Origin of the sequence: Virgibacillus kekensis (assembly GCF_042654125.1) — a bacterium.
Lineage (GTDB): Bacteria > Bacillota > Bacilli > Bacillales > Amphibacillaceae > Lentibacillus > Lentibacillus kekensis.
Genome location: NZ_JBHSFU010000001.1, coordinates 120,897 through 147,223, shown reverse-complemented (window position 1 = coordinate 147,223; position 26,327 = coordinate 120,897). Strand labels below are relative to the sequence as shown.

The window sequence follows — 26,327 nt, the reverse complement described above, 5'->3', positions numbered from 1 at the left end:
ATTACTGGCGATAAGCCAAATTTTCTAATATGATGAATGATAGCAGATTTACGATAACTTGAAGATGAGGAGAAACGGCCATGAAAGAAATTGAAATGAAATTGAGAGGGGATATCAACCGTTTAACAAACAAGACCTTTAAATTTGACGAGCGGATTAAGGAAGGTTGGTTTTCTGCGGTATACTTTCTTAAAACGAAGAAAATAGCCGAGGAAAAGTTACCACATAACCGTGTGACCATGCAGTTCTTTCAGAAATCTCATAATGCGGTTCTGTGCGGTACCGACGAAGCTATTGCGTTATTACATACTTTTGCTGATAATCCAGAAACCCTGGAAATAAACTCTCTCAAAGATGGAGACAGAATCAGTCCCTATGAATCGGTTCTTACAATTACAGGAGCATATCAGCAATTCGGCTTTCTGGAAGGGATAATTGATGGGATTTTAGCCAGAAGAACATCGGTAGCGACAAATGTATATAATGTTGTGAAAGCAGGCAGAACTTCTGGTAAGCAAAAGCCTGTTATCTTTATGGGTGACAGGGATGACCATTATACGCAGCAGGCGGGGGATGGATATGCAGCATATATCGGCGGCTCCACAGCACAAGCTACCCATGCAATGAATGAATGGTGGGGAAAGCATGGAATGGGGACCATGCCACATGCCATGATTCAAATGTTCCGTGGTGATGTTGTTGCAGCCTCAGAAGCATATCACGAAACGTTTCCGGAAGATGAACTGGTCGCTTTGGTTGATTATAACAACGATGTTATTACTGATTCATTAAAGGTGGCGAAAGCCTTTGGAGATACACTGAAAGGGGTTCGTCTTGATACATCCAGAACGCTTGTCGACAAATACTTCTTGCGTAACCACCACCTAATGGGGACATTTGACCCACGGGGGGTAAACCCAGAACTTATATTTGCTTTACGAAAAGCACTAAACGAGGAAGGCTATGACCATGTTAAAATTATGGCAAGCGGCGGATTTACTGAAGACAGAATTACTCATTTCGAAAGCCTAGGTGTGCCGGTGGATATGTATGGTGTTGGTGGAAGCCTGTTAAAAATTAATATTGGATTCACCGGAGATAATGTTTTACTTAATGGTACGAGGGAAGCTAAAGAGGGACGACGGTATCGTCCCAATCCGCGATTGGAGCCGGTAGAATACTCTGTACAGTAGTAAGTAATCGGGATAATTAGTTTCACTCACTGACAACATTTGCTATAATGGTAAAATAGCTACTGAGCAAATTGAAATTAATGGCTGTTTCACACATATATTTGGAGGTTCTTTTTTATGACAACTTACCATTTTATTGGTATAAAGGGGACCGGGATGAGCGCACTTGCTCATATTCTTCATGATTCCGGGGAAAAAGTTCAGGGATCAGATGTAGAAAAGCGCTTTTTTACCCAGGAATCATTAGAGGATAAACAAATTCCTATACTCCCTTTTTCAGAAAGTAACATCACCGAAGGATTAACCATCATAGCAGGTAATGCATTTTCGGATGAACATGTAGAAATAAAAGAGGCGAGACGCCAGGGTCTTACCTTTTACCGGTACCATGAATTCCTGGGAGAATGGCTGAAGCAATATACAAGTATTGCAGTAACGGGTGCACATGGCAAAACATCCACCACTGGATTGCTTGCACATGTGCTTGATCAGACTTACCCTATTTCCTACCTTATTGGCGATGGAACAGGGAAAGGACATGTTGACAGTAAATATTTTGTTTTTGAAGCATGCGAATACCGCCGGCACTTTCTCCGGTATGAACCAGACTATGCTATTATGACAAATATTGATTTTGATCATCCTGATTATTTCACGAGTATTGATGATGTATTTGAGGCATTCCAATCCATGGCTAATCAAGTTAAGAAAGGGATTATTGCCTGTGGAGATGACGAACAGCTTCAGCAGATCACAGCAAAAGTCCCAGTTGTATACTATGGCTTTTCAAGTACGAATGATTTCCAGGCACAAAATGTAAAAGAAACAGCAAACGGAACACAGTTTGATGTATTTGTCCGAAACAATTTCTATGAAACTTTCGAGATACCTATGTTTGGAAACCACAACGTACTGAACGCTTTATCAGTTATAGCAATTTGCCACTATGAAGGAATGAAAGCGGAAGATATGAGAGCCCTTGGAACTTTCAAGGGGGTTAAGCGCAGATTTACCGAGAAAACAGTTGGTAATCAGGTGCTGATCGATGATTATGCACACCATCCGAAAGAGATTACCGCAACAATTGATTCGGCGCGCAAAAAGTATCCGAACAAATCTGTTACAGCAATTTTTCAGCCTCATACATTTACGAGGACTAAAACTTTTCTGCAGGAGTTCGCTGACAGTTTAAACCTGGCAGACCAGGTATATTTATGTGATATTTTTGGATCGGCCCGTGAAGAGAGCGGGAAATTAACTATAAACGATCTTCAGGAACTTGTGGAGGACAGCAGTATTCTTGAGCTTTCTAATACAAAGATACTGAAAGACTACGACGACAGCGTACTCATTTTTATGGGAGCTGGAGATATTCAAAAGTTTCAGAAAGCCTATGAAGAACAACTTGAGTCTGATGGAAACCAAAAACTAAAGAATGCATAATCGGAAAGAGCTGGAAATTATTCCAGGCTCTTTTCTTTTTGTTCGAAATTTTTATTTAAAAGAGTTATAGTAAAGATAAGTGATGTAATCAGTAGTCAGATACAAGCACATTATAGTAAGGAGGCTAAATGATTAAGTTTGCTTAATTAAGGGTATACATATCCAGAGTAACTTTTTATTTCTTTACTGTAATGCTCTTTAAAATTACTGCTATTAACGTCTACTTAACGAAGGAGCTGACCTACCAATGGAAATTTTATTATCAATAGCAGCTATCATTGCAGCCTTAGCATTCGTCGTACTTGTTGTATACGTAGCGAAGACGTTAAAGGCCTCACAACGCACATTAAATGATGTTTCCGACACACTCGAAGGACTAGAAAAGCAAATGCAGGGAATAACTGCGGAAACTACAGAACTTTTAAATAAAACAAATAAACTTGCAGATGATGTCAATCAGAAATCGTCAAAGCTGAATGGTCTGTTTGATGGTGCAAAGGGAATTGGGGAAACTATTAAAGATTTTAACGAATCACTTCATAAGCTATCTGACAGTATCGCAACCAACGCAACCAAGAATCCTGAGAAAGCAGCTCAGGCAATCAAGTGGGGAAATACCGTAATCGATATGCTGAAAAAGAGAATGAAGTAAAGAAGCAAAAACTAAAGGAGGAATTAGGATGGAAGATAATAATACGAATAGTTCAAGCAATATTAACACGAAGGATTTCATGATCGGTACACTTATAGGAAGTATAGTAGGTGCATCATTTGCATTGCTTTTCGCTCCAAAAGCCGGTCATGAGTTGAGAGGGGATCTCAATGATTCAGCGACACAGTTAAAAGGTAAAGCCTATGAAAAAGGTTCTGGATGGAAAGATAAAGCCTATGTAAAAGGTACTGACTTAAGAACGAAGGCATCAGACTCTAAGCAGCGCTTGACTCAAAAAACGCAAGAGCTTACCAAAAATGTTCAAGAACGATGGAATCAGCGGGGAAATAAACAGCAGGAGGATGCGGAAGAAGCAGCTGAGGAAGTAGCAGAAGCTATTGAAGAGGCCGCAGAAGAAGTGGATAAAAAATAAAGCATATATATCAGGGGGCTGCCGTGTAAGAATGTACTTATACGTCAGCCTTTTTCGTATTCACTTGGAATGAGAAAGCGTACAGACCACCCTTCATATTTCCTTTGTAATTTATTGTCTGGTGGAGTATTATATATGAAAAAGGAATCGTAACTGGATATACACTAGGAGGCAGATTGGCATGAATGTGACAATATATGATGTAGCAAGAGAAGCAAATGTATCAATGGCAACCGTTTCACGAGTTGTTAACGGGAACCCGAATGTTAAACCCGCAACCAGAAAAAAAGTCCTTTCAACCATTGAACAGCTTGGTTATCGACCAAATGCAGTAGCACGCGGACTTGCTAGTAAAAAAACTACTACAGTAGGGGCAATAATCCCCGATATATCAAGCATATTTTTTGCGGAATTGGCACGAGGGATTGAAGATATTGCGACGATGTATAAGTATAATATTATTCTCAGTAACTCAGACCAGAATAAAGATAAGGAACTTCAATTAATCAATACAATGCTTGAAAAACAGGTTGATGGAATTTTATTTATGGGTGGCGACATAACGGAGGAACATGTTCAGCAATTTAAGAGTTCTTCTATTCCAGTGGTGCTTGCAGCTACTTATGATGAAACGAACACTATTCCGTCGGTAAACATTGATTATGAAGAAGCGGCTTATGAAGCAACATCCTTCTTGATGGAAAAAGGTAACAATAATATAGCCTTTATTTCAGGGCAGGATGATACTCTTATCAGTAAAGAGAAGTATAATGGATATCTGAGAGCACTGAAGGATAAATCTGTGAACGTAAATGATAATCATGTTCTCACAGGAGATTATACTTATGATTCCGGCCTGGAAGCAGCAGAACAGCTTTTAGCGTTGGATAATCGACCAACCGCTGTTTTTGTGGCCTCCGATGAGATGGCACTGGGAGTAATACATGGTGCTCAGGATAGAGGCTATCAGGTTCCTGGCGATCTTGAAGTGTTCGGGTTTGATAACACCCGTCTCGCTACAATGGTACGTCCAACCTTATCTACGATTGTGCAGCCTATGTATGATATCGGAGCAGTAGCAATGCGCCTTCTTACCAAGTATATGAATAAAGAGGCGGTCGAGGAAAAGAAAGTCGTATTACCGCACCGAATTATTGAGAGAAGCTCAACAAAATAAAAAGTATGCCGATATAAATAGAAAATCAAACATTATTCAACAAGCTTTTGGGGAGCGGGATTATGAGAAAAAGAGATATTTTGACACCAATCGGCATAACGCTGGGATTTATTATGATAATGTTGGCAATTGTTTCGAAAGATGGCACGAACGGTGTCGGGTCTTTCTTCGATGTTGCGTCAATTTTTATCGTCATTGGGGGACTGTTTGCTTCACTTTTTATTAACTTTAAAATGGAACAGATTAAACTGACAAGTAAAGTTATGAAAGAAGCGTTCCATAAGAATGACCAGCGGCTTCCTGAGCTTATTCAACTATTTATTCGGCTTTCTGAAAGGGCACGTAGAGAAGGTATTCTCGCACTTGAAAATGAATTGGATGACGTTGAGGATGAATTTATTAAAAAAGGTGTACTGCTGGCAGTGGATGGGGTAGAGCCTGAAGTGATTAACGATATTCTTTATGCCGAAATCACGGCTATGGAAGAGCGGCACTATAAAGGGCGTACTATTCTTGAGAAAGCTGGAGAGTATGCGCCAGCATGGGGAATGATCGGTACGCTGGTAGGTCTTGTCCTAATGCTCAACAGTCTTACAGATCCTAGCACGCTAGGGCCTAATATGGCTGTTGCATTACTGACGACCCTTTATGGTACAGTGCTTGCTAATCTGGTTTTCATTCCAATGGCGAACAAACTCGAAGCCAAAACCGAAGAAGAAATGTTTGTTAAACAGGTTATCATTGAAGGGGTTATTGGTGTCCAATCTGGACAGAACCCACGCATTCTCGAGGAGAAGCTGGGAGCATTCCTTTCTAATGAGACCAAGGACCGTGAAGAAACTGACGAGGAAGCCGCATTTGCGGGTGAGCGTGTAAATGAAGCGTAGAAGGGTCAGAAAAAGAAAAGATTCAGGTGCTCCTAAATGGATGGTTACATATTCAGACATGGTAACATTGATTCTTGTATTTTTTATTTTATTATTCTCCATGTCACAGATTGACCAGGTGAAGTTCGAAGCAATCTCTGAGTCATTCAAAAATAGGATGATTTTTGAATTCTTTCCATCGCCGGTACCAATGGAGAATCCAACTGAACATACAAGAGATCAGGAGAGTGGAAAGAACTCCAATGAATTTGAGAATCCCGTGCAGCTCCAGAATCGAAATGACCGGGATGAAAAAGAAGCAGAGGACAAGGAAGATTCACTTGACGAAATGATGAAAAATGTGAAGCATTATCTGAATGATAACAATTTAAATAACGTTGTATCAGCAAGCAGAACAGAACGAGGTGTGGTTCTGGTGCTCCAGGAAAGCATCCTATTTGATTCAGGAGAAGCTATAGTTCTGGATTCCGGTAAACCTTTTCTGGATAAAATGGGTAAGCTTCTTACAAAAATTCCAAACCATGTAAAAGTGGAAGGCCATACGGATGATCGGCCGATATCGAATTATCGGTATCCTTCCAATTGGGAGCTTTCAGGCGCTAGGGCAAGCAGTGTCATCCGGTATTTGATTAACGAAAATAATTTTGATGAGTCACGTTTTTCCTCGGTGGGATATGGAGACACACGGCCGATTGTACCAAATTCTTCTCCGGATAACTGGAGTAAGAATAGACGTGTAGAAATTGTGATTCTTGAAGCAGGAAATGATGTGTAATAGAAAAGGGAAATGACTTTATTGGTCATTTCCCTTTTCCTATTCTTATAAATTGTTTTGTTTATTCTTCGTGTACTTGAGAGCACTGAGTAAAACCTTTTCATTCTTTTCATTAATCTCAGGTTTTCTTGGGATTTTTGGGACGATTGATTTATCATCGTGCCAGTTTACAGGGAGTGTTACAGGCGAGTCGCTCTGCCATTTGGATAGCCATCCTTTTGGCAGTTCCCCTGAAGCTGTATTACCGGTTTTCATTACATTCCAGATTTGCGCCCAGGCGCGCGGGATTACCCGCCACATATCATACCCTCCGCCACCAAGTGCTATCCAGCGCCCTTCACAATACTGATGCGCCAGTTCATGTGCCAGGGAAGGTATCCTCTCATATATCTTCATGGTCGCACAGAGATGGGTCAACGGGTCATATGTGTGCGAATCAGCACCATTTTGAGTTAGAATAACATCGGGTTGAAAATATTCAGCTATTTCCCTGAAAGCGGATTCGTAAAGGTTTATAAAGGACTCGTCCTCTGTAAATGCATCGATAGGGAGGTTAAATGAATAACCATGTCCTTCCTTAATACCGCGCTCATTTACATTTCCGGTTCCAGGAAATAAGTAACGGCCTGTTTCGTGTATGGACAACGTGCAAACATTTGGGTCATCGTAAAAAGCCCATTGTACGCCATCGCCATGGTGTGCATCGGTATCGACATAAAGCACCTTTAAGTTATACTTCTCCCGAATGTATTTGATTGCTACTGCACCATCATTATAAATGCAGAAACCACTTGCTTTTCGTTTAAAACCATGATGGAGTCCACCACCGAGATTTAAGGCATGCCGGGATTTTCCCTGCAGAACTTCATCAACGGCCGTAAGTGTTCCGCCCACGAGCAAACTTGCAGCCTCGTGCATATCTGAAAAAATTGGTGTGTCTTCCGTTCCAAGCCCGTATTCTATTCCTTCTTCGGAATTCAGCAACCCCGCGCCAGCTTTTTTTACAGTTTCTATATAAGCCCGATCATGGAATAAGGCAAGCTCTTCCTCAGTTGCTAGCCGGGGTTCTACCATATCGCTTTCGCTTAACGTATTTATTTCTTCCAACAATTCTTTTGCTAACAATACCCGTTTCTGATTAAAAGGATGTTCCGGGTGAAAATGGTAGTTTAAGAATGTATCAGAAAAGATAAAAGATGAATTACATGTCATAGCTTAGGCTCCACAATATTATTTGGCCACATCAGTTCATAGCCTGCCTTTCGGAGATCCTGAATAACGGGCATTGGATTCATTGTTTGGACACGGAAGACGAGTATTTTATAGTTTGGGTCATCATTATACGGATAAACAAGTACAGAAGAGATATTTGTTTTACGTGCGCCAAATACAGCAGCAACTTCAGGTAAGATTCCGGGTTTGTGAGGAACTTTCACCTCAATTTGAGAGCTTTGAACGTTTGTACCGGTTAATTGGATAAGAGTATGCAGCATATCTTTTTCGGTAATAATGCCAACCAATTTATCATTTCTGACAACAGGTAGACATGCGAACTCTTCATCATAAAAAATCCGTGCTACTTCTTCTACAAAATCAAGTGGATGTACTGTAACCACTGGTTCGCTCATAATACTCTGAATCTTGTTTTCTAATTCTTTCTGATTTGATTCTTTATTGAATATGGAAGGAGTTGCATCTCTGACATCCCGGTCGGATACAATCCCTACTACCTGATATTCTTCATTGGTTATAGGAATGTGTCTGATGTGATTTTCCTGCAGCAGATTCCAAGCCTCCGCAATCGTTGCGGAAGGTGATAAAGTAATAATATTTGTTTTCATAATTTCTTCAACTAACATTAAAAGCCCTCCCTCATATTCCGGTATTTATGACGCTGCAAAAACCGGAGCTTATCAAATTGATTAACGGATTCTTCGGATACATTTTCACCTATCCGCACCATCAAACAGTTAGCAGGATGTGAAATAATCTCCGGATCATCAGTTGGGGCAGGGAGCAGACCACCTGCAGCCATCATCTTCTCCATGACTTTCCGGTAATCCCAGATACTCAGCCTTGTGCCATCTAAATCCCAGTGCCAGTAATACTCGGTGGAGATAATAATATAGTTCTCCATGTATTCATCCATCATGGATACCTCGAGTAAACCTGAGGCAACCTTCGCCCCTCGATATTTAGGGATAACCTCTATGGCACCCAGCTCGATTAAATCTTCCATATTAAACTCCGACCATCGCTCAAGCGGATCGGGGTGGAGGTATGTTACATAGCCTACTATGGTTTCTTCATTTCTCGCTATGATAATACGACCTTCCGGGAAATCGGCAATACTCAAGACAGCTTCAAACTGTTTAGGAGCGGGACGGAAGGCTGTAAGCTGTTCATGAAAATGGTATTTTTTGAGTTCTGAAGATGGTAGTGGTCCCTCGATGATAATTGAACCATTCGGTGTATCGCGTGTCATTGACTGATACGTTTTTACGTGATTCATTTCTTCACCGCCTTATGGAAGAGATTAACTCTTTTATGACATTCATTATACAGGAACAAATGTCACTTTTTTAGTGATATGAGGGGAAAAAGAGAATAAAAAATCAGGCAGTGTCATTGGGACACTGCCTGATTGAACTAGTTATTGTTTTGCCTGTACGGAAAATGTTGCAGAATCGCTCGCTTCGCCATCTGCAGTTATTTTACCATTATATTTGGTACCATTCGGCTGAATACCCTCAAAAACAACCTTGTTGCCTGTTGTTGTTTTCTTTAAATCTTCACCTAGAGTAACTGTGAATTTTGCCGATGCGTCATATTTCCAAGTAACGGTTACTGTCTTATTATTTTTATCATAAGAGGCACTAACATTAGAAAGCGTCACTTTTTTCTCATCCGGTTTATCAGGTTTCGGCTTATCCGGATCCTCAGGTTCTTCAGGTTCATCTGGCTCAGGTTTTGTAAAGTCTCCAACTTTCGCTTCATTAGAAGCGCCAGACTCAAGTCCAAAGTAATCTACTGCTTTAACCATATAAACTGCTTTACCACCTGATATAGTAAAGCTTGTTTCAGTTGTATTTCCAACTAGGCTGAATGAAGCACCAGGCTTGCTTGCACGGAACACACGATAGCCTACAACATCTTTACTGCTTGAATCCTTCCAGGTCAACTTACTTCCTGATCCTGAAACAGAAGTAGGGGCAGCAGGCTTCTTGCCATCATCATTTATTGTATCACTGCTTATTTCGGACGATGGTAAGCTAATCTTTTCCCATAATTCCCGATTGGTACGAGGGAAGAGATCGGTCAGATCATCAAGCTTATCATAGCCCTTCCGTTTCAGGAATTCAGGGTTAAATGTCAATCCATCACCCTGGGTGAATTCTTTCGGTGTGTTTTCTCCAGCTATGACCGCCTTTCCGTCGACCATAACGTATGTGCCTCTTATCAGACTGTCATCTTTCTTGGTTGGAACATATTTTGCATTGAATATGTCTGTTTTTACCAATCCAGCTTCCCGACATAAATCAGATGGAAGCATTCCTGAGATTGCACAATAACTTCTGGACACAATCCCACCTGGACGTTCGAAGTTATTTGCCGGTGCAACCAGCTTCGGATTAATATCTGAAGCAGCGTTTATAAGTTCAGCCCACAGCTTAACATTCCGGTTACTGTAGCCTAGCGAACAGCTGGAACATTTTATGGATTGTGGAATTCTATACCCCATCCATGTTCCAAAAGTTACATTAGGATTCGTTGCAACAAACCAGGTATCTTTCCAGTTCTGGGATGTTCCGGTTTTACCTGCCCAATCCACACCACTGTATTTCAGTTGGGAGTTCACGTAGGCAGCTGTACCACTGTCGATTACATCACGCATCATATCAATTGTAAGGTATGTTGTCTGCGGTGAGAAAACCTCAACAGGTTTGCTCTCATGCTGATAGAGTGTTTCCCCGTCGGCAGTAGTGATTTTTTCAATCATATAAGCGTCGACAAATTTACCGTTATTTCCAAAAGTGGTGTATGCATTAACATTTTCTTCAATGGTTACACCATTTGTTGTTCCCCCAATACCAAGTGATAGATTGGCATATTCGTTATCTCCAAGAGTTGATATACCCATTGGTCTTAGGAACTCGTTTACAGGATTTTGTCCCAATATTTGGCTGTAAACATAGATAGCAGGGATATTATACGAATTTTCCAATGCCTTACGAGCTGATACCAAGCCATGATAACCACCTGCATAGTTTCCAGGTGTATAGCTTCCGGCTGGGGTTGAAAATGTCATTCTAAAGTCTGGCACCGGAGTTCCAGGTTGCACAGCCCCCTTTTCCATTGCGGGAGCATAGGTAAGAATCGGCTTCATCGTACTACCGTTTGAGCGGGTGGTGGATGTCGCATAGTTTAGCTGGTCTTCAGAAGTATATTCTCTTCCTCCTACAAAGCTAATAATTCTTCCTGTGCTATTTTCCATGAGTATTCCGCCGGTTTCCATTGGCTGATTAATCTTGACTCTTTCACCTTCTGAATTGGTGATATAGCCACTCCAGTTTGGTCCGTAGTACTTGTACTTAGCTACAATTTCTTTAAATTTATCATGTGTCTTTTTATCAATGGTTGTATGGATTTGGTAGCCATTTTTCCGTAGAGCACGGTCAGCAAGAATCTCATACTCTTCCATAAGTTTTTCGTCTTTGTTCAAGTCTTCCATTGTATATCCGTCTTCCTTAGCAAGCTGTTTCAGAATAAGTTCTTTTGCCCGCTTTTCGACTTCAAACGTAAGGTACGGATATTTTTCGATTGGTGATTTAGAATCCTCGGTGAAATCCTTCACAATATTATATTTCATTGCTGATTCATATTGTTTTTTGGTAATGTACTCAGCTTCATACATACGGGTGAGCACTGACTTCATTCGATTAATTCCCGGTTGCAGTCCTGCTTTATCTTTCAAACCACCGTCGTTTGTGAATGGTGTATAAGCGAATGGGCTCTGTGGCAACCCTGCAAGATATGCAGCCTGCGGTAAATTCACTTTTGAGGCATCAATACCGAAAATTCCCTGTGCCGCTGTCTGGATTCCGGCAATATTGCCGCCGGATGCATCCCTTCCGTATGGCACAACGTTTAGATATGCTTCGAGAATCTCATCTTTGTCAAAAAAGCGTTCCAACCTTAATGCAAGAAGAATTTCTTTAGCTTTTCGTTCAAAAGAGACTTCGTTCGTCAGAATTTGGTTTTTGATCAACTGCTGGGTAAGTGTACTTCCGCCGGTTTTGACCGAAGCGTTTGTAACTTCCTGCATCACCGCACGGACAATTGCCTTTGGAACAATACCTTTATGTTCTTCAAAATATTCATCTTCTGTAGCTATTACCGCATTCCGCAGTGTTTCAGAGACATTCTCCAGTGAGACTTCCTCTCTATGTATGTCAGACCGGACATTGCCGATATATTTCTCCCCGGCAAAATATAGCTTGGACGTTTCCTCATAATTGTAAATATCTTTTTCCATGCTTGCATAGCTTCGAACCGGTTCGTCTTTTACAAGTGAAGCAAAGTAGCCTGCTCCGACCCCACCGGCGAAGAAGAAACCAACAAGACCTACAACTATGAAGAACAAGATAATATTCCAGGCCACATCATAGGATATCCTGGAAACCTTTTGTATTCTCCCAGTTGTCCAAAGTGTCTTGACCTTCTCTGTATATTTTTGAAATAATTGTTTATAATCCAAAATAAGACCTCCTAAATTCAAACACTATTATAGCATAATAGGCTAGTAAGGTGTATATTAAATTAGATAAATATATTGCTTTATAAATACTTATATGGTATGAATAGAGAGAATATAGTTTACAGGCATTGAAGGACCGGAGTAGTTTTGCAAATCCCTTTTCCAGAGAGCTGACGGCAGGTGAAAGTCAGTAAACATTTGCAGGCGAATTACAGTCTGGAGCATCTTCTCACCCGAGAAGACGGTGACATCACCGTTAACAATCCCAAAGTGGCACGGATGTGCAACAAGGGTGGTACCGCGAGTCAAAACTCGTCCCTTTTATATTTTTAGGGGCGGGTTTTTTTGATTTCAATTTATGATTGGAGAGTGAACAGGTTGGATATTTTAAAGGATTTAGAGAAACGCAATTTAATTCAACAGACCACTGACAGGGAAGGGCTGGAAAAACACCTTGCGGAGAATCAGGTCACACTGTACTGCGGTTTTGACCCAACTGCTGACAGTCTGCATATTGGACACTTGCTGCCAATAACGATGCTGAAGCGGTTCCAAAAGGCAGGACACCGTCCTATAGCACTGATTGGTGGGGGCACAGGGATGATTGGGGATCCAAGCGGTCGTTCAGATGAAAGGTCGCTTAACGAAGCAAACGTCGTAAAAGGGTACAGTGACAGGATTAAGGAACAGCTTGCAAAACTTCTTAATTTTGATACTGGCTCCAACGCCGCTGTTGCACGTAACAACCATGACTGGCTTGCAAGCATGACCGTGATTGATTTTCTGCGTGATGCAGGAAAACATTTTGGGATTAATTATATGCTTGGGAAAGAATCAGTCTCTGCCAGAATTGAACAGGGTATTTCCTACACCGAATTTAGTTACATGATTCTGCAGTCACTGGATTTTTTAAAGTTGTACGAACAGGAAAACTGTACCCTGCAAATTGGCGGCAGTGACCAATGGGGTAATATAACTGCCGGGATGGAACTAATCCGGCGTTCCCGTGAAGATGTGGGAGAAGAAGCAAAGGCTTACGGATTAACCGTGCCACTGATCACAAAAGCAGATGGAACTAAATTTGGTAAGACGGCAGGTGGAGCAGTATGGCTTGATCCTGTTAAAACTACTCCGTACGAATTTTACCAGTTCTGGATAAATACAGATGACCGTGATGTTATGAAGTTCTTATACTACTTTACATTTCTTGATCAGGAAGAATTGGATCAGTTGCAGGATGAAGTCGATACCCGTCCGGAAAACCGGGTAGCACAGAAAAGACTTGCAGAAGAAATGACACGCACGGTTCACAGCCAGGAAGCACTGGAGCAGGCACAAAAGATTACCGCGTCTCTGTTTAGTGGGGATTTGAAGGACTTATCTGGAAATGATATTGAACAAGGTTTTAGAGATGTTCCAACTTATGAAACTACTAAAGAGGATATTGGACTAATCGATCTTTTAGTTAACGCATCAATTTCCTCATCAAAGCGACAGGCGAGGGAAGACATCAAGAACGGGGCAATTTACATTAATGGTGAACGGCAGCAGGACCTGCAATATAATGTAGGTTCAGATGACCGAATTGAAGACAGATTTACCATTATTCGTCGCGGGAAGAAGAAGTACTTCCTAATAAGATTTAAATAATTTTATCGTATGAAATTTTTACAGAATATAAGACCGTCTCATATCTGGGGCGGTCTTTTTAATTTTTTGAGGAATAAGGTGTGGACGAATGATGTGGAGGAGGGGTTTTTGCGTAGCCGTTCTTTCCTTGTCAGGAGGATGTGATGGGACCCTGCTTTAAAAAGCCACAGTTTGAAGAATATGAATCGGGATTTTTATAGGTTTGACAAACAATTAAACACACCTCTTTCTATTAAGTTTTACAAGTGAAAATTCTGCTCATTAGGAAACAACAAATGGTGAACTTCGACGCAAAAATTGTGAAACTCGAGCAAACTAATTGTGAACACCGGCGAAAACCGATCAAACTCCGGCACTCGCACCCTTTAACCTCACCTCACCCACAATGGTTAGGATCAATCATAAATATGAGGTTGAAGTTCCATGGGAAAAAATCATTATAGTCTTTATGAAAAACTGTATTAGTGAGATTAAATGAATTTAAATGTTAAAACAGAGGAGTTTGGCAGTGGTAAGTTTTATATCGTTTTCTGATATGGGTTTATCTTGATTGAACTTACTCACTAGACTAAAAAATATCCCCTGAAACGTTGATATAACAACATTTCAAGGGATATTCGTGTGTCAACCTTTAAACAAGAAAGATTAACGAGAGTAGAATTCAACGATAAGTGCTTCGTTGATTTCTGCTGGAAGTTCAGAACGCTCAGGGTAACGAGTGTAGCTTCCTTCCAGGTTATCTGCATTAAATGAAAGATATTCCGGTACGAAGTTATTCACTTCGATGGCTTCTTTCACGATGTCAAGGTTTTGGGATTTTTCACGAAGACCAATAACCTGACCTGGCTTAAGACGGTATGATGGAATATCAACGCGCTTGCCATCTACAGTCACGTGGCCGTGGTTAACAAGCTGACGTGCTTGTCTGCGTGTACGTGCAAGACCAAGACGATAAACAAGGTTATCAAGACGGGATTCAAGAAGGATCATGAAGTTTTCACCATGAATACCTTTCATGTTTCCTGCTTCAGTGAAAATATTACGGAACTGACGCTCGTTCAATCCGTACATGAAGCGAAGTTTTTGTTTCTCCTGTTGCTGAAGACCATACTCAGAGATTTTTTTACGTTGGTTTGGTCCGTGCTGACCAGGAGCGTAAGGACGCTTATCCAGTTCCTTACCAGTTCCAGTTAATGAAATGCCAAGACGACGTGATTTTTTCCATACTGATCCAGTATATCGTGCCATGGGACATTTCCTCCTTTATATTATATTTGCATAAAATAAGACAGTGTGTTCCAACTCGCCATACATTTTGTTTTCATGTACCATCGCTCCAGCAGCAGAGAGTTACACGATACACCTCTTATTGGAGGAACAAAATGACACAAACGCAGGTTCACGTAAGCTACCTTTTTATTTTACACAAAGAATAGTATATAAGTTATGACGGCTTAAGTCAACAAAATAAGCTAATTTCCAAAAATAAACTATAGATAGGGGATATTTTTACGAATCAGTATAGGAAACCCTGTTTCTTTCCGATATAATGAATAATAAAAATACTTGTTCTAATGATGGGTGATGGAAATGGATTCACGGCTTACTTTAAAAGAAAAAATAAGAGATGTCTATTTTGAGTTGATTGCTGATATTGCGTATTATTCACACGGAACCTTACTACAGGCGATAGTTGACCGCCTGCAGGTAGTCCTGAATACTTCCAATACGGCAATCTATGTTTACAATGATTGGACAGACCAATATGAACTCGGCACTGCCTCTCATCATGCGTCTCTTCAAAATATCCTGACACCGCCCTACATCTGGAGTAATACAGAATCAGTAGCAGACGGTAAAGTCGCTTTTCAAAATAGTAGTGATTCCCGGGAATCTGTCATTATACCTTTATATCCAAAATATAAGCCTGCATGCCTTTTGTTTTTGACTGTTGATGATAATCGCAGTCTATTTCACATGGATAGTATCGCTATTATAAAGCACGAGACGGAACAACTACTGAAACTGGTTAACTATTACAGACAAAGTAAGACAAGTGAGCAACGGAATAAATTCTTGTTTGATATGTCATCGCGTCTCTATTCCATGACACGGAAGGAGGAAATTTTAGCCGAAATTGTACAGGGGCTTCAGGAATTATACCCGAACTTTTCCTATTATATATTACTTTCACAAGACTATGATTCCACTGAAGCTCTTCCGGTGAAAACAATCGAGTATAGTGATGATGCAACAAAAATGGTTAGTACCCAAGCATTTTTAACTGGTGAGGTACAGCTTGAAGACCGAATAAAAGAAAAGAACACTTGTCTATATGCTCCTTTAAAAGGAAAGCAGGGTATTTATGGAGTGCTTCAGGTAATTACTCCGCATGAAATCGGATTTCCTCAGGAGGAGATCAGTTTTATAACCAAATTCTCAGAAACGGCCGGTGCCGCGTTTGAAAACGTGACACTGTATCAGCATTCCAACCACCTTGTTGAAGACTTAAAATTGCTGAACGAAGCAACACATAAATTGAACTCCAATTTGCGGTTGAATGATATCATAATGACAGTCAGACACCAGATTATGAATGCTTGTGGCGCAACCCAGGTTGGCGTTGTTTATTTGAAAGATGGAGATCGTGAGGAATATGATATTTTAACTGGAAGTACAAATTATTTTAAAACCAGTGAAGGAAAAATGTTTGCAGCTTCCATTTTCGAGAGAGTTAGGGCAGATCGGGAACCAGTACTTAGTGGAGATTTTAATGCGACTGACTTATTTGTCCCATACAGATCTGTCATCGCAGTCCCGATGGTTCAGTCAGATATTGTTCACGGTGTAACCGTAATTATGAGTGAGGAAAAATATTATTTTTCATTTGATTCTTTCAAGCTAATCCAATCACTGGTCCAGCATTCGACACTAGCACTTACCAACGCCGTATTACGGAATAAATTAGAGATGGCTGTAAAAACTGATTATCTAACAAAGCTATATTCAAGAAACTATTTGGATGAAATGCTAAAACTCCACATGGAAAATGAAGAAAAAGGCACACTGATCCTCTTCGATATTGATGACTTTAAAAAAATCAATGATACATATGGACATTATATTGGAGATGAAGTGATAGTCCAGGTGGCGGATATTATTCGTGACCATCTGGGTATGAGGGATATAGCAGCCAGGTGGGGTGGTGAAGAGTTGGCTGTTTATCTGCCTGATGCTGATATCGAGGATGGATTAAAACTGGCAGGTGCTATCCGCCGGCAGGCAGCAAATTTTACCGAGCCATCTATAACGATGTCATGTGGAGTTGCATCCTGGACGGATAAAGCCAACGATTCTGCGAGTGAAGTCTTCCTTCGGGCTGATAAAGCGTTATACGAAGCAAAAAGTATTGGAAAGAACTGTGTAGTGAGAGAAAAGGGGCGACCGAAAAAATCTGTAGATGTGGCTGATTGACGTAATCAGCCACGATACAGTTATTTTTTAAACGAACAGTATTTAAAAGTTTATACGGTAGGTAGATAGTATAAGAAAAACTTCCACGCTCGTTGTAGACGAGACGAATGTCAGGAGTTTTTAAGAAAGTTAACCAGGGTATCAGCAAATTTTTCCAGGTAAGATTGGTCTATTTCATCAAACCTGTCTGTGACCGGGCTGTCAATGTCAAGCACACCATAAATTGCATCATCAACGATCAGTGGAACAACAATCTCCGACCTGCTTGCACTGTCACAGGCAATGTGGCCAGGGAAAGCCATTACATCATCCACACGCTGGGTCTTCAGTTCTTTAATTGCCGTACCGCATACGCCTTTACCGTATCCAATTCGTATGCAGGCAGGCAATCCCTGAAATGGTCCAAGTACTAATTCATCGTCTTTCCACAAATAAAACCCAACCCAGTTCACTTCTTCCAGAAATTGGTTCAGCAATGCGGAGGCATTTGACAGGACTGCAATATGGTCTTTTTCGTCCTCTGATAGTGCGGACAATTGTTTAATCAACAGTTCATAATCTTTGACTTTGTCACCGGAATACGATGTAGTCTGAAACATATACATTTTCCTCTCAGGCAGTTGTTATTTCGACAATATCCAGAAATATTTGTCGAGCGAAAAATGAAGGATTCGTCCCCACTTTGTCGTAATTGAGATGTAAGGAGTTGAGAATACATATGAAAAAGAATCCAACAAAACAAAAGGTGATTGATGCAGCATCATCTTTATTTTTCCAGAATGGTTTTCATGGAACCTCGGTCAGGGATATTGCAGATAAAGCGACAGTCAATGTTTCACTAATAAGCTATTATTTTAAAAGCAAGCAGGGTCTTCTTGAACATGCGGTAACGCAATACTATGAAGCATATCTGAAGGCCATTGAAACATCAATCGCTGAAAATGAATCCGCTTCTCCACTTGATCGTCTGAAAAAAATGGTTGAGGCTATTATACAGTACAAACAAAGTAATCATCAATTTACATGTTTTGTCCACCGGGAACTTTCACTGGATTCTATCTTTGTCAGGGAAATGACCGTTACATACCTTGCCAAGGAGAATTACTTTATCAGCAACACTTTTTCAGCGATTTTTTCAAAAAACAAAAAGTATAACCAGCAAAGTCAGTTTTTACTTATGCAGTTAAAAGGGATGCTTATAACTCCTTACATTTTGCAGAATGAATGGAAAAATCAAGTTGTTGGTGATTATTCGCATAACCAGTTTGCAAAGAATTACGCAAAGTCAATCGCGGATTGGCTGGATTATATTGTACAGCAGAACGAGGAATAAAATAATTTATTGCAAGATGTGGGCGAGTCACACCGCCTTTTTCTGTTTCTGGACAAAAAATTTGTCAATTGGTCATTTAATTTGTAATTTTTTCGCCAAAAATGCGAATAACATGGTATCATATGTATAATAATGACATAATTATATTTTCTGAAATGAACGATGGAATACCTGTTTTTCAAATGAGATCAGTAAATAATCATCCTCTTATTCAGGAATTTAGTTAGGAGGCTCAAATATGGCATATATCATCGGAACTATTTTAGTTGTCATAACGCTAATAATTGTAGGACTCATTTTGCGGAAAAGAGTTTATGACGTGGTTGACCGGCTTGAGGCGTGGAAAATGGATATTATGAACCGTAACATTGCATCGCAGCTGGCACGGATAAAAAGGCTGAACCTTTCCGGAGAAACACAGGTGAAATTTGAGTCATGGAAAGACCGGTGGGAATATATCGTTACGAAGGAGCTGCCGGATATCGAAGAGTTCCTTTTCGATGCGGAAGAAGCTGCAGATCGTTACCGATTCAGTGGTGCCAGGAAAACACTGCGAAAAGTGGAACAAACACTTGAATCCATCGAAAACGATATTGAGCAAATGCTTAAAGAACTTGATGAATTGATGGATTCCGAGGAAAACAGCCGTAAAGAGATTGAGCAAATTGAACCAGCGCTGAAGGGGCTAAGAAAAAGTCTTTCACAAAACCGTTACCAGTTCGGTAAGGCTGAAATCCGTTTTGAAGTTGAGATAGATGAACTTTCCGAACAGCTCGCCCAATACCATGAACTGACTGAGTCCGGTGATTATTATGAAGCCCAGAACCTGGTAAATGAATTAAAATCAGGAATTGAGGATTTGGAAATCCGTATTAAAGAGTTTCCGGCAATCTATAAGAAATGCAAAAATGACTTGCCTTCTGAACTTGATGAATTGTTTAAGGGATTGCGCGATATGAAGGATAATGGATACAGAATTGAACACTTGGGATTTGAAAAAGAGGTACATAATTATCAGCGTAGACTGATTGACTGTGTGAATACCCTGGAAAAGGGGGAACTCACTGAGGCCAAGACTGTAGCTGAGGAAGTGGACGAAAGAATTGCCGAGATGTATCAACTTCTGGAAAAAGAAGCAATCGCTAAAAGCTATGTGGAAACGAAGATACCCGGCTATGAGGAAGCTCTTAATAGTCTAGAAAGCAGTTTTCATATCACAAAAGACGAAGTCGAACTGCTCAGACAGACCTATTATTTTGAGGACAGTGATATGGAGAAATATCTGTCGCTTGAAAAATCCATTGTTCAACTAAGGAATCAACTTAATGAACTGGGTACAGAAATAGAGACCAAGAATAGTTCTCATACAGAGTTGCGTGCTGAACTTGAAAACGGTCTAAAACTTGTTGATGAACTACAGGAGAAACACGAGGAATTCAAAAAACGAATCCAAAACCTTCGAAAAGATGAAGTAGAAGCTAAAGAGAAATTGAAAGAAATGAAAAATGAACTTTACTTGATTAATCGTCGTCTTAATAAAAGTAATATCCCTGGGGTGCCAAGGTTTATATGGAATATTATGGATGAGGCAGTGGATAAAAATAACAAGGTGTTGAAGGCGCTGGAGAAACAACCGCTTGATATTACAGAAGTGCAGCATGCCCTTTCCGAATCGAAAACTGCGATTGACCGTGTAACCGAGCAAACCGATCTCATGCTTGATCAGGCATTTTTGACTGAGCAGGTAATCCAATATGCTAACCGATACAGGAGCAACTATCCATTATTGGCTGCTAAGTTATCGGAATCTGAACGGTTGTTCCGATCCTATGAATACGACCTGGCACTTGAGCAGGCAGCTAAAGCAGTTGAAGAGGTAGAACCTGGCGCATTAAAACGGATTGAATCTTTTCAGGTGGCTACAAACTAAAATGGTCGAAAAAAGTAAAGTTCTTCTAATAGCCCTTGGTGTATGTACGTTAATTATATGGACGGCTGCTATAATGATCTTTTTCGGCCAGCGGGAGCTGAATCAAGCTGAGCTGCATACGTTCACAGATAATACACTTGATATGAAGGAAGAAATCATGGTGCCCGTTAACCAGAAAGCTGAAATTATGGTACACCATGGAGAAGAAAGGCGCACATTAGCAGCGAAATCCAATACTGTATTGAAATCGAATAATAGCAATAAAGTTTCAATTGATGTATTATTGGAACTGATCAATAGTAATGAGTAAACCTTCTTGGCAGCTAAAATGTTAGGGAATAAAGTATAAGTTTATCTCAGGCTTGAAAGTATAAGTGAAAACTTAAGCTTTCACCAGAAAACTTGGCGAAAGCCAAGTTTTTCTATTGCCGGGAATAATATACAAGGAGTCATATTAATGATTTATTTGGATAATAGTGCAACTACTAAACCGGATCCTGCTGTACTTGACAGTTTTACTCAGGTATCGCAACGCTTTTTTGGAAATCCATCCAGCATCCACCAGCTGGGTGGTGAGGCAGAAAGGCTTCTTATCAGGTCAAAAGAACAAGCAGCTAATCTTCTGGGTGTTAATTCAGATGAAGTTATTTTCACCGCTGGAGGAACAGAGGGCAATAATCTGGCTATTAAGGGAATTGCGCTGGAGCATAGGGGTCGGGGGAAACATATCATCACAACCGATATAGAGCATCCGTCTGTGTTTGAAGCTTGCCAAAGTCTGGAGCGCTTGGGGTTCAGAGTGACTTATCTTCCGGTTAACAGAGACGGTGAAATTTCGGTCGATGACTTAAAAAAAGCGATTAATGATGACACCATACTGATCAGTATGATGCATGTAAATAATGAAATAGGCTCGATTCAACCTGTAAAGGAAGTTGGCGAAATCGCTAAACAACATCCAAAGTTATTTTTTCATGTTGATAACGTACAGGGAATAGGAAAAGTACCATTAACTCTGGAGGACAGCGGGATTGATTTATGTACCATTTCCGGTCATAAGTTGCATGGTCTTAAGGGGACTGGAATCCTTTATGTAAGCAGAGGAACAAAAATTTTCCCGCTTTTCCATGGTGGGAACCAGGAACGGGCAATTCGTTCAGGGACCGAAAACCTTGCGGGAGCTGTAGCAATGGTTAAGGCGCTTCGTCTGATAAGGGACAAGGAAGAAAAACAGGTGAGCAGCTTGTACAATCTCCAGGCATATTTACGGGACCGACTAACCAAAATGGATGGAGTGGAACTTAACACTCCACCAAAAGCTGCTCCGCATATAATGAACATTTCAGTTCCAGGGCTAAAACCCGAAGTTATGATTCATAAGCTAGGCGAAAAGGAAATATTTATTTCGACTAAGTCTGCATGTTCTTCTAAACAGACAGACGAAAGCAAGATTCTTTCAGCCTGCGGGCATACTAATGAACGGACAACTTCGGCGCTTCGTATCAGTATGTCGTACGACACAAACGAGAAAGAAATCGAAACCTTTTTAGAGGTATTTGAGCAGTCAGTCGAACAATTAAAAGAAGTTATGGAGTAGATAATTATGCAATATGATCATATTTTAATCCGTTATGGAGAGATGGCACTTAAGGGGAAGAACAGAAAAAAATTCATCAATAAGCTTCAAAGCAACCTGCGGAAAAAACTGCGTGAATTTCCTGACGCCACGGTAAAACGCACCCAGGGAAGAATGTTTGTTTTATTGAATGGCCATTCTCCCGAACCGTTAATTGAACAATGCAGGCAGGTCTTTGGAATACAAAGTCTGAGTCTTGCTGTAAAGGTGAACAACGAAGAAGAAGAAATAAAGGAAGCGGCGTTGTGGGCGCTGACGAACAGCGAAAATGTCCAAACTTTTAAGGTATCGGTAAAGCGGATTGATAAAAACTTTCCAATCCGTTCCCAGGATATGAACCAAGTGCTAGGTGGTTACCTGCTGTCAAACTCTGAGGGTTATACAGTTGACGTACACAATCCCGATCTTGAGATAAAAGTGGAAATTAGAACCGAGGCAACGTATATTACATCAAGCAACATTCCAGGTGCTGGAGGAATGCCGGTTGGTACAGCAGGTAAATCGCTTCTTCTCCTATCCGGGGGAATCGACAGTCCTGTTGCAGGTTATTTAGCAATGAAACGCGGCGTACAGTTGGAAGCCATCCATTTTCATTCGCCTCCATTCACTAGTGAGCGTGCGAAACAGAAGGTTCTGGATCTAGCTGAAAAATTGACGCATTACGGAGACTCTGTAAAAGTGCACATTGTTCCATTTACGAAAATGCAACAGCACATATACCGGGAAATGCCTGAAAGCTACGCAATGACAATAATGCGGCGGATGATGTTGCGTATAAGTGAAGCGGTTTGCAAACAAGAATCCATATTATCGATGACCACTGGTGAGAGTCTCGGCCAGGTAGCCAGTCAGACGATGGAGAGTATGAATACCATCAATGAAGTAACGAATTATCCCATTATCCGTCCACTCGTAGCGATGGATAAGGATGATATCGTTAAAGTTTCCCGAAAAATTGATACGTACGAAATCTCGATTCGTCCGTATGAAGATTGCTGTACTATTTTTGTCCCAAAATCGCCTAAGACAAGACCCGCAAGAGAAAAGGTGAACTATTTCGAATCACAGGAGGACTTCAATGGAATTCTGGAGGAGACCATCAATGGCATTGAGACAGTTACCATAACTGGGGAGTTGGATAAGGACAAAGAATTTGAAGGACTTTTTTAGCATTGTTGACATGAACTACCAGTTTAGAACACTTCCATCCTGCACATTATAAGGGTACCAAGGAGGTGAATTAACATGCCTAGTAACAACAGTTCAAATCAATTGGTAGTTCCTGGAGTACAACAAGCTCTAGACCAAATGAAAACTGAAATTGCACAAGAATTTGGCGTGCAACTTGGTGCTGATACCGTATCCCGTGCAAACGGTTCAGTAGGTGGAGAAATCACCAAACGTCTAGTAAGAACAGCTCAACAGCAAATGAACGGAAACATTCAGTAACAACAATTAAATATAATGGATGAAGGGCTATCCTGCGGGGTAGTCCTTTTTTGCAAGGTAAGAAAGTATATAATTTTGGCTTTATAAAGCTCTTTGCCAGCAAGAGCCACGTCCAGCTATGACGCACAGGACGTGCTAGTGCCGGGGAAGCCACAGGACGTGGCGTTCTCCCCGGCCAGCGCCCATCACCTAGTGCCCTTCCGGACTCTTCTTACGATAAAGTAGACTTGCCGATTGGTGGAACCAGAGGCATAGTCGCACTTATACCCTTGTGGTGAAAGTCAACATCAATTCTAAGTGAAGGAAGGCCGACTAAAAACGGCCTTTGCGGCCAACGTCGGCATACCCCTATGAAGGGGCATGTTTCTTTTATCTCATTGTAGAGTGCTCCAGTTTGTACGTTGCTAAACGGGCGTTTGCGCTTTTCTTTATTCTCTTTAATGCTTATAATCCTCACAGTTGATATAAATTGGGGTGTAACAGCATAGCTTCGCTTCGGAAATACATTGCGCTTTTTACCCGGAGTGGTAAAAGCGACTGCCCGTAGCGGAAATCAATATATTAGTTACGTCGCAGTTAATAATTTTTAAGTAAAACACAGTATTCTTTTAAAAACAGCTTGATTTAATCCTCTTGATTTTTTTACTTTAAATCAGTAAAGTGCTTAGTAGAGATAACGTATCAGGGAGGAATCACATCATGGGTAAACTTTGGTTCGGTGGGCCTATTTACACGATGGATAACGAAAGAGAGGCCGTTGAAGCTGTTTATACAGAAGACGGTAAAATTAAAGCTGTTGGGACATATGAGCGGTTGTATCATGATTTTTACGACAAAATCGAAAGTGAAATGAACCTTAAGGGGAAAACAATGCTTCCTGGTCTGGTGGACAGCCATATGCACCTTATCGGGCATGGAGAGAAACTGTTGCGTCTCGATCTTTCCCAAATGAAATCGCCCGAAGAAGTAAAAGAAGCATTGAAGAACCGAACAGCTAATTTGTCAACGGATGAATGGCTTATTGGTGAAGGCTGGAATGAAAATCAGTGGGTTAATCCTAAAATTATCCCCAGGGCTGAGTTGGATGAAGTGAGTCCGGATAACCCGATGATTCTTACACGTGTATGCCGGCATGCTGTTCTGGCTAATTCAAGGGCAATGGAGATGGCCGGTATTGACAATCAAACACCTGATCCGCAGGGTGGAGTTATTGTAAGAGACGACAAAGGGAAGGCAACTGGTTTTTTCCTGGATACGGCACAGGAGCTGATTAAGCAGGCAATGCCCGATGTTTCGCAAAATTATTTGGAGCAGGTAATTAAGATAGCTGTTGATGATTTGCTTAGAAAAGGACTGGTTGGTGGCCATACGGAAGACCTTAACTATTACGGAGGATTTTTAAAAACATATCAGGCATTCATAAATGCGATAAATGGAGAAAATCAAAAGTTTAAAGCACATCTTCTTGTTCACCATGAGGTAATGGATGATATGATAAATGAAGGACTTAGCTACCGTGATGGAACAAATTATGTAGAACTCGGGGCCGTGAAAATTTTTTCAGACGGTGCGCTTGGCGGAAGGACGGCATGGCTGACAGAAGAATATCGGGATGACCCGGGAAACTATGGATTTGCTATTCATACATTTGAAGATCTTGAAAAACTGATCAGAGATGCCAGAAGAAATGACTTGCCGGTTGCTGTCCATGCAATAGGTGACAGGGCAGTATATGAAGTAGGAAAGCTGCTTAAAAAGTATCCGCTTAAAAACGGGGCGCGCGACCGGATTATCCATGGACAAATCCTGAACCAGGAGGCGCTTCAATTGCTCAGTGATTTACCTGTTGTGGTGGATATTCAGCCAACGTTTGTTTCTTCTGATTTCCCATGGGCTATTGAGCGGCTCGGTGAGGACCGGATTAACTTTGCGTATGCCTGGAAAACCATGCTAGATAGTAATGTTCTATGTGCAGGGAGCTCAGATGCGCCAATTGAGGACGCTGATCCGCTTGCGGGTATTCAGGCTGCAGTACTTAGAAAATCTTCCTATGATGAAAAGGTATATACTGAGAAGGAAAGGCTTTCGTTATTCGAGGCAGTAAAACTTTATACAACTGGGAGTGCCAGTGCGATTGCAAGAGAGTCTGAACGAGGGCTGATTATGGATGGCTACGATGCCGACTTTACAATTCTGGAAGAAGACTTGTTTCAGACTGGGCCCGAGAAAATACATGAAATCGGGGTTGCAATGACCGTAATCGACGGTGAAATAGTCTATGATGCATCTTCTGAAATGTAAGCTTTATTAATCTGGCAGTAGAGAGGATTTTTCCACACATATAAATTAAACCTTATCGTCTTAGAAACGATAAGGTTTTTTTGAGAGGTAAGAAAGTATAAAATTTTGGCTCTATAAAAATCTTTGTCAGCAAGAGTCACGTCCAGCTCCAGCGCCCATCACCTAGTGCCCTTCCGGTCTCTTCTTACGATAAGTCAACATCAATTCGCTTTGCTCATTGTGTTTCCTTTATCTCA

General features: G+C 40.9%; 22 protein-coding genes and 1 other annotated feature. Of the genes, 16 read left to right on the top strand and 6 right to left on the bottom strand.

The window, feature by feature from the left end; translation table 11 throughout:
- The first annotated feature begins 80 nt into the window (after positions 1 to 80).
- From ACFO3D_RS00720 to motS, 7 genes are all read left to right on the top strand, one after another.
- A complete protein-coding gene (locus ACFO3D_RS00720) occupies positions 81 to 1,193 on the top strand; it encodes a nicotinate phosphoribosyltransferase (protein ID WP_390292654.1) in 1,113 nt (370 codons plus the stop codon).
- Between the two features lie 117 nt (positions 1,194 to 1,310).
- Positions 1,311 to 2,636 carry a UDP-N-acetylmuramate--L-alanine ligase gene (gene murC / locus ACFO3D_RS00715; RefSeq protein WP_390292653.1) on the top strand — a complete coding sequence of 442 codons (1,326 nt, stop codon included), beginning with the start codon at positions 1,311 to 1,313 and terminating at the stop codon, positions 2,634 to 2,636.
- Between the two features lie 247 nt (positions 2,637 to 2,883).
- Positions 2,884 to 3,288, top strand: a complete 405-nt coding sequence (locus ACFO3D_RS00710; RefSeq protein ID WP_390292652.1) for a DUF948 domain-containing protein — start codon at positions 2,884 to 2,886, stop codon at positions 3,286 to 3,288.
- 28 nt (positions 3,289 to 3,316) lie between these two features.
- Complete coding sequence (locus ACFO3D_RS00705) at positions 3,317 to 3,721, top strand: YtxH domain-containing protein (protein ID WP_390292651.1); 405 nt, start codon at positions 3,317 to 3,319, stop codon at positions 3,719 to 3,721.
- Between the two features lie 181 nt (positions 3,722 to 3,902).
- On the top strand, positions 3,903 to 4,898 hold the full coding sequence (gene ccpA / locus ACFO3D_RS00700) for a catabolite control protein A (protein WP_390292650.1): 996 nt from the start codon (positions 3,903 to 3,905) through the stop codon (positions 4,896 to 4,898).
- Between the two features lie 62 nt (positions 4,899 to 4,960).
- Positions 4,961 to 5,785 carry a flagellar motor protein MotP gene (gene motP / locus ACFO3D_RS00695; protein WP_390292649.1) on the top strand — a complete coding sequence of 275 codons (825 nt, stop codon included), beginning with the start codon at positions 4,961 to 4,963 and terminating at the stop codon, positions 5,783 to 5,785.
- The gene (gene motS, locus ACFO3D_RS00690; RefSeq protein WP_390292648.1) at positions 5,775 to 6,560 is read left to right on the top strand and encodes a flagellar motor protein MotS; all 786 of its coding nucleotides are present in this window, start codon (positions 5,775 to 5,777) and stop codon (positions 6,558 to 6,560) included. The genes motP and motS overlap by 11 nt, the downstream gene beginning before the upstream one ends.
- Before the next feature lie 45 nt (positions 6,561 to 6,605).
- On the opposite strand, the gene ACFO3D_RS00685 is transcribed toward motS, so the two are convergent.
- The 4 genes from ACFO3D_RS00685 to ACFO3D_RS00670 all read right to left on the bottom strand — a co-directional run bounded on the left by ACFO3D_RS00685 (position 6,606) and on the right by ACFO3D_RS00670 (position 12,318).
- Complete coding sequence (locus tag ACFO3D_RS00685) at positions 6,606 to 7,772, bottom strand: acetoin utilization protein AcuC (RefSeq protein ID WP_390292647.1); 1,167 nt, start codon at positions 7,770 to 7,772, stop codon at positions 6,606 to 6,608.
- The gene (locus ACFO3D_RS00680) at positions 7,769 to 8,419 is read right to left on the bottom strand and encodes an acetoin utilization AcuB family protein (protein WP_390292646.1); all 651 of its coding nucleotides are present in this window, start codon (positions 8,417 to 8,419) and stop codon (positions 7,769 to 7,771) included. Before ACFO3D_RS00680 ends, ACFO3D_RS00685 begins: the two co-directional genes overlap by 4 nt.
- Positions 8,419 to 9,072 (bottom strand): GNAT family N-acetyltransferase, encoded by a 654-nt coding sequence (locus tag ACFO3D_RS00675; protein ID WP_390292645.1) that lies wholly within the window; start codon positions 9,070 to 9,072, stop codon positions 8,419 to 8,421. Before ACFO3D_RS00675 ends, ACFO3D_RS00680 begins: the two co-directional genes overlap by 1 nt.
- Positions 9,073 to 9,213: 141 nt before the next feature.
- Entirely contained in the window at positions 9,214 to 12,318 is a 3,105-nt protein-coding gene (locus tag ACFO3D_RS00670; protein WP_390292644.1) for a transglycosylase domain-containing protein, read from the bottom strand.
- A gap of 119 nt (positions 12,319 to 12,437) precedes the next feature.
- Positions 12,438 to 12,641, top strand: a binding site (T-box leader).
- Positions 12,642 to 12,696: 55 nt separating this feature from the next.
- Between ACFO3D_RS00670 and tyrS the strand changes: the two genes are divergently transcribed.
- Positions 12,697 to 13,968, top strand: coding sequence for a tyrosine--tRNA ligase (gene tyrS / locus ACFO3D_RS00665; RefSeq protein ID WP_390292681.1), 1,272 nt, complete (start codon positions 12,697 to 12,699; stop codon positions 13,966 to 13,968).
- Positions 13,969 to 14,613: 645 nt separating this feature from the next.
- On the opposite strand, the gene rpsD is transcribed toward tyrS, so the two are convergent.
- Entirely contained in the window at positions 14,614 to 15,216 is a 603-nt protein-coding gene (gene rpsD / locus ACFO3D_RS00660) for a 30S ribosomal protein S4 (protein WP_390292643.1), read from the bottom strand.
- 342 nt (positions 15,217 to 15,558) lie between these two features.
- Here rpsD and ACFO3D_RS00655 point away from each other — a divergent pair, with 342 nt between their 5' ends.
- Positions 15,559 to 17,442 carry a diguanylate cyclase domain-containing protein gene (locus ACFO3D_RS00655; protein WP_390292642.1) on the top strand — a complete coding sequence of 628 codons (1,884 nt, stop codon included), beginning with the start codon at positions 15,559 to 15,561 and terminating at the stop codon, positions 17,440 to 17,442.
- Between the two features lie 110 nt (positions 17,443 to 17,552).
- Here ACFO3D_RS00655 and ACFO3D_RS00650 read toward each other — a convergent pair whose 3' ends face one another.
- On the bottom strand, positions 17,553 to 18,041 hold the full coding sequence (locus ACFO3D_RS00650; RefSeq protein ID WP_390292641.1) for a GAF domain-containing protein: 489 nt from the start codon (positions 18,039 to 18,041) through the stop codon (positions 17,553 to 17,555).
- A gap of 119 nt (positions 18,042 to 18,160) precedes the next feature.
- Here ACFO3D_RS00650 and refZ point away from each other — a divergent pair, with 119 nt between their 5' ends.
- From refZ to ACFO3D_RS00615, 7 genes are all read left to right on the top strand, one after another.
- Positions 18,161 to 18,775, top strand: coding sequence for a forespore capture DNA-binding protein RefZ (gene refZ, locus ACFO3D_RS00645; protein WP_390292640.1), 615 nt, complete (start codon positions 18,161 to 18,163; stop codon positions 18,773 to 18,775).
- Between the two features lie 238 nt (positions 18,776 to 19,013).
- Positions 19,014 to 20,705, top strand: coding sequence for a septation ring formation regulator EzrA (gene ezrA, locus ACFO3D_RS00640; RefSeq protein ID WP_390292639.1), 1,692 nt, complete (start codon positions 19,014 to 19,016; stop codon positions 20,703 to 20,705).
- 1 nt (position 20,706) lies between these two features.
- The gene (locus ACFO3D_RS00635; protein ID WP_390292638.1) at positions 20,707 to 21,015 is read left to right on the top strand and encodes a hypothetical protein; all 309 of its coding nucleotides are present in this window, start codon (positions 20,707 to 20,709) and stop codon (positions 21,013 to 21,015) included.
- 147 nt (positions 21,016 to 21,162) lie between these two features.
- A complete protein-coding gene (locus tag ACFO3D_RS00630) occupies positions 21,163 to 22,302 on the top strand; it encodes a cysteine desulfurase family protein (protein ID WP_390292637.1) in 1,140 nt (379 codons plus the stop codon).
- 6 nt (positions 22,303 to 22,308) lie between these two features.
- Positions 22,309 to 23,511 (top strand): tRNA uracil 4-sulfurtransferase ThiI, encoded by a 1,203-nt coding sequence (gene thiI, locus ACFO3D_RS00625; RefSeq protein WP_390292636.1) that lies wholly within the window; start codon positions 22,309 to 22,311, stop codon positions 23,509 to 23,511.
- Positions 23,512 to 23,586: 75 nt separating this feature from the next.
- Positions 23,587 to 23,790, top strand: coding sequence for a small, acid-soluble spore protein, alpha/beta type (locus ACFO3D_RS00620; RefSeq protein ID WP_390292635.1), 204 nt, complete (start codon positions 23,587 to 23,589; stop codon positions 23,788 to 23,790).
- 699 nt (positions 23,791 to 24,489) lie between these two features.
- The gene (locus ACFO3D_RS00615) at positions 24,490 to 26,091 is read left to right on the top strand and encodes an amidohydrolase (protein ID WP_390292634.1); all 1,602 of its coding nucleotides are present in this window, start codon (positions 24,490 to 24,492) and stop codon (positions 26,089 to 26,091) included.
- Positions 26,092 to 26,327 lie beyond the last annotated feature (236 nt).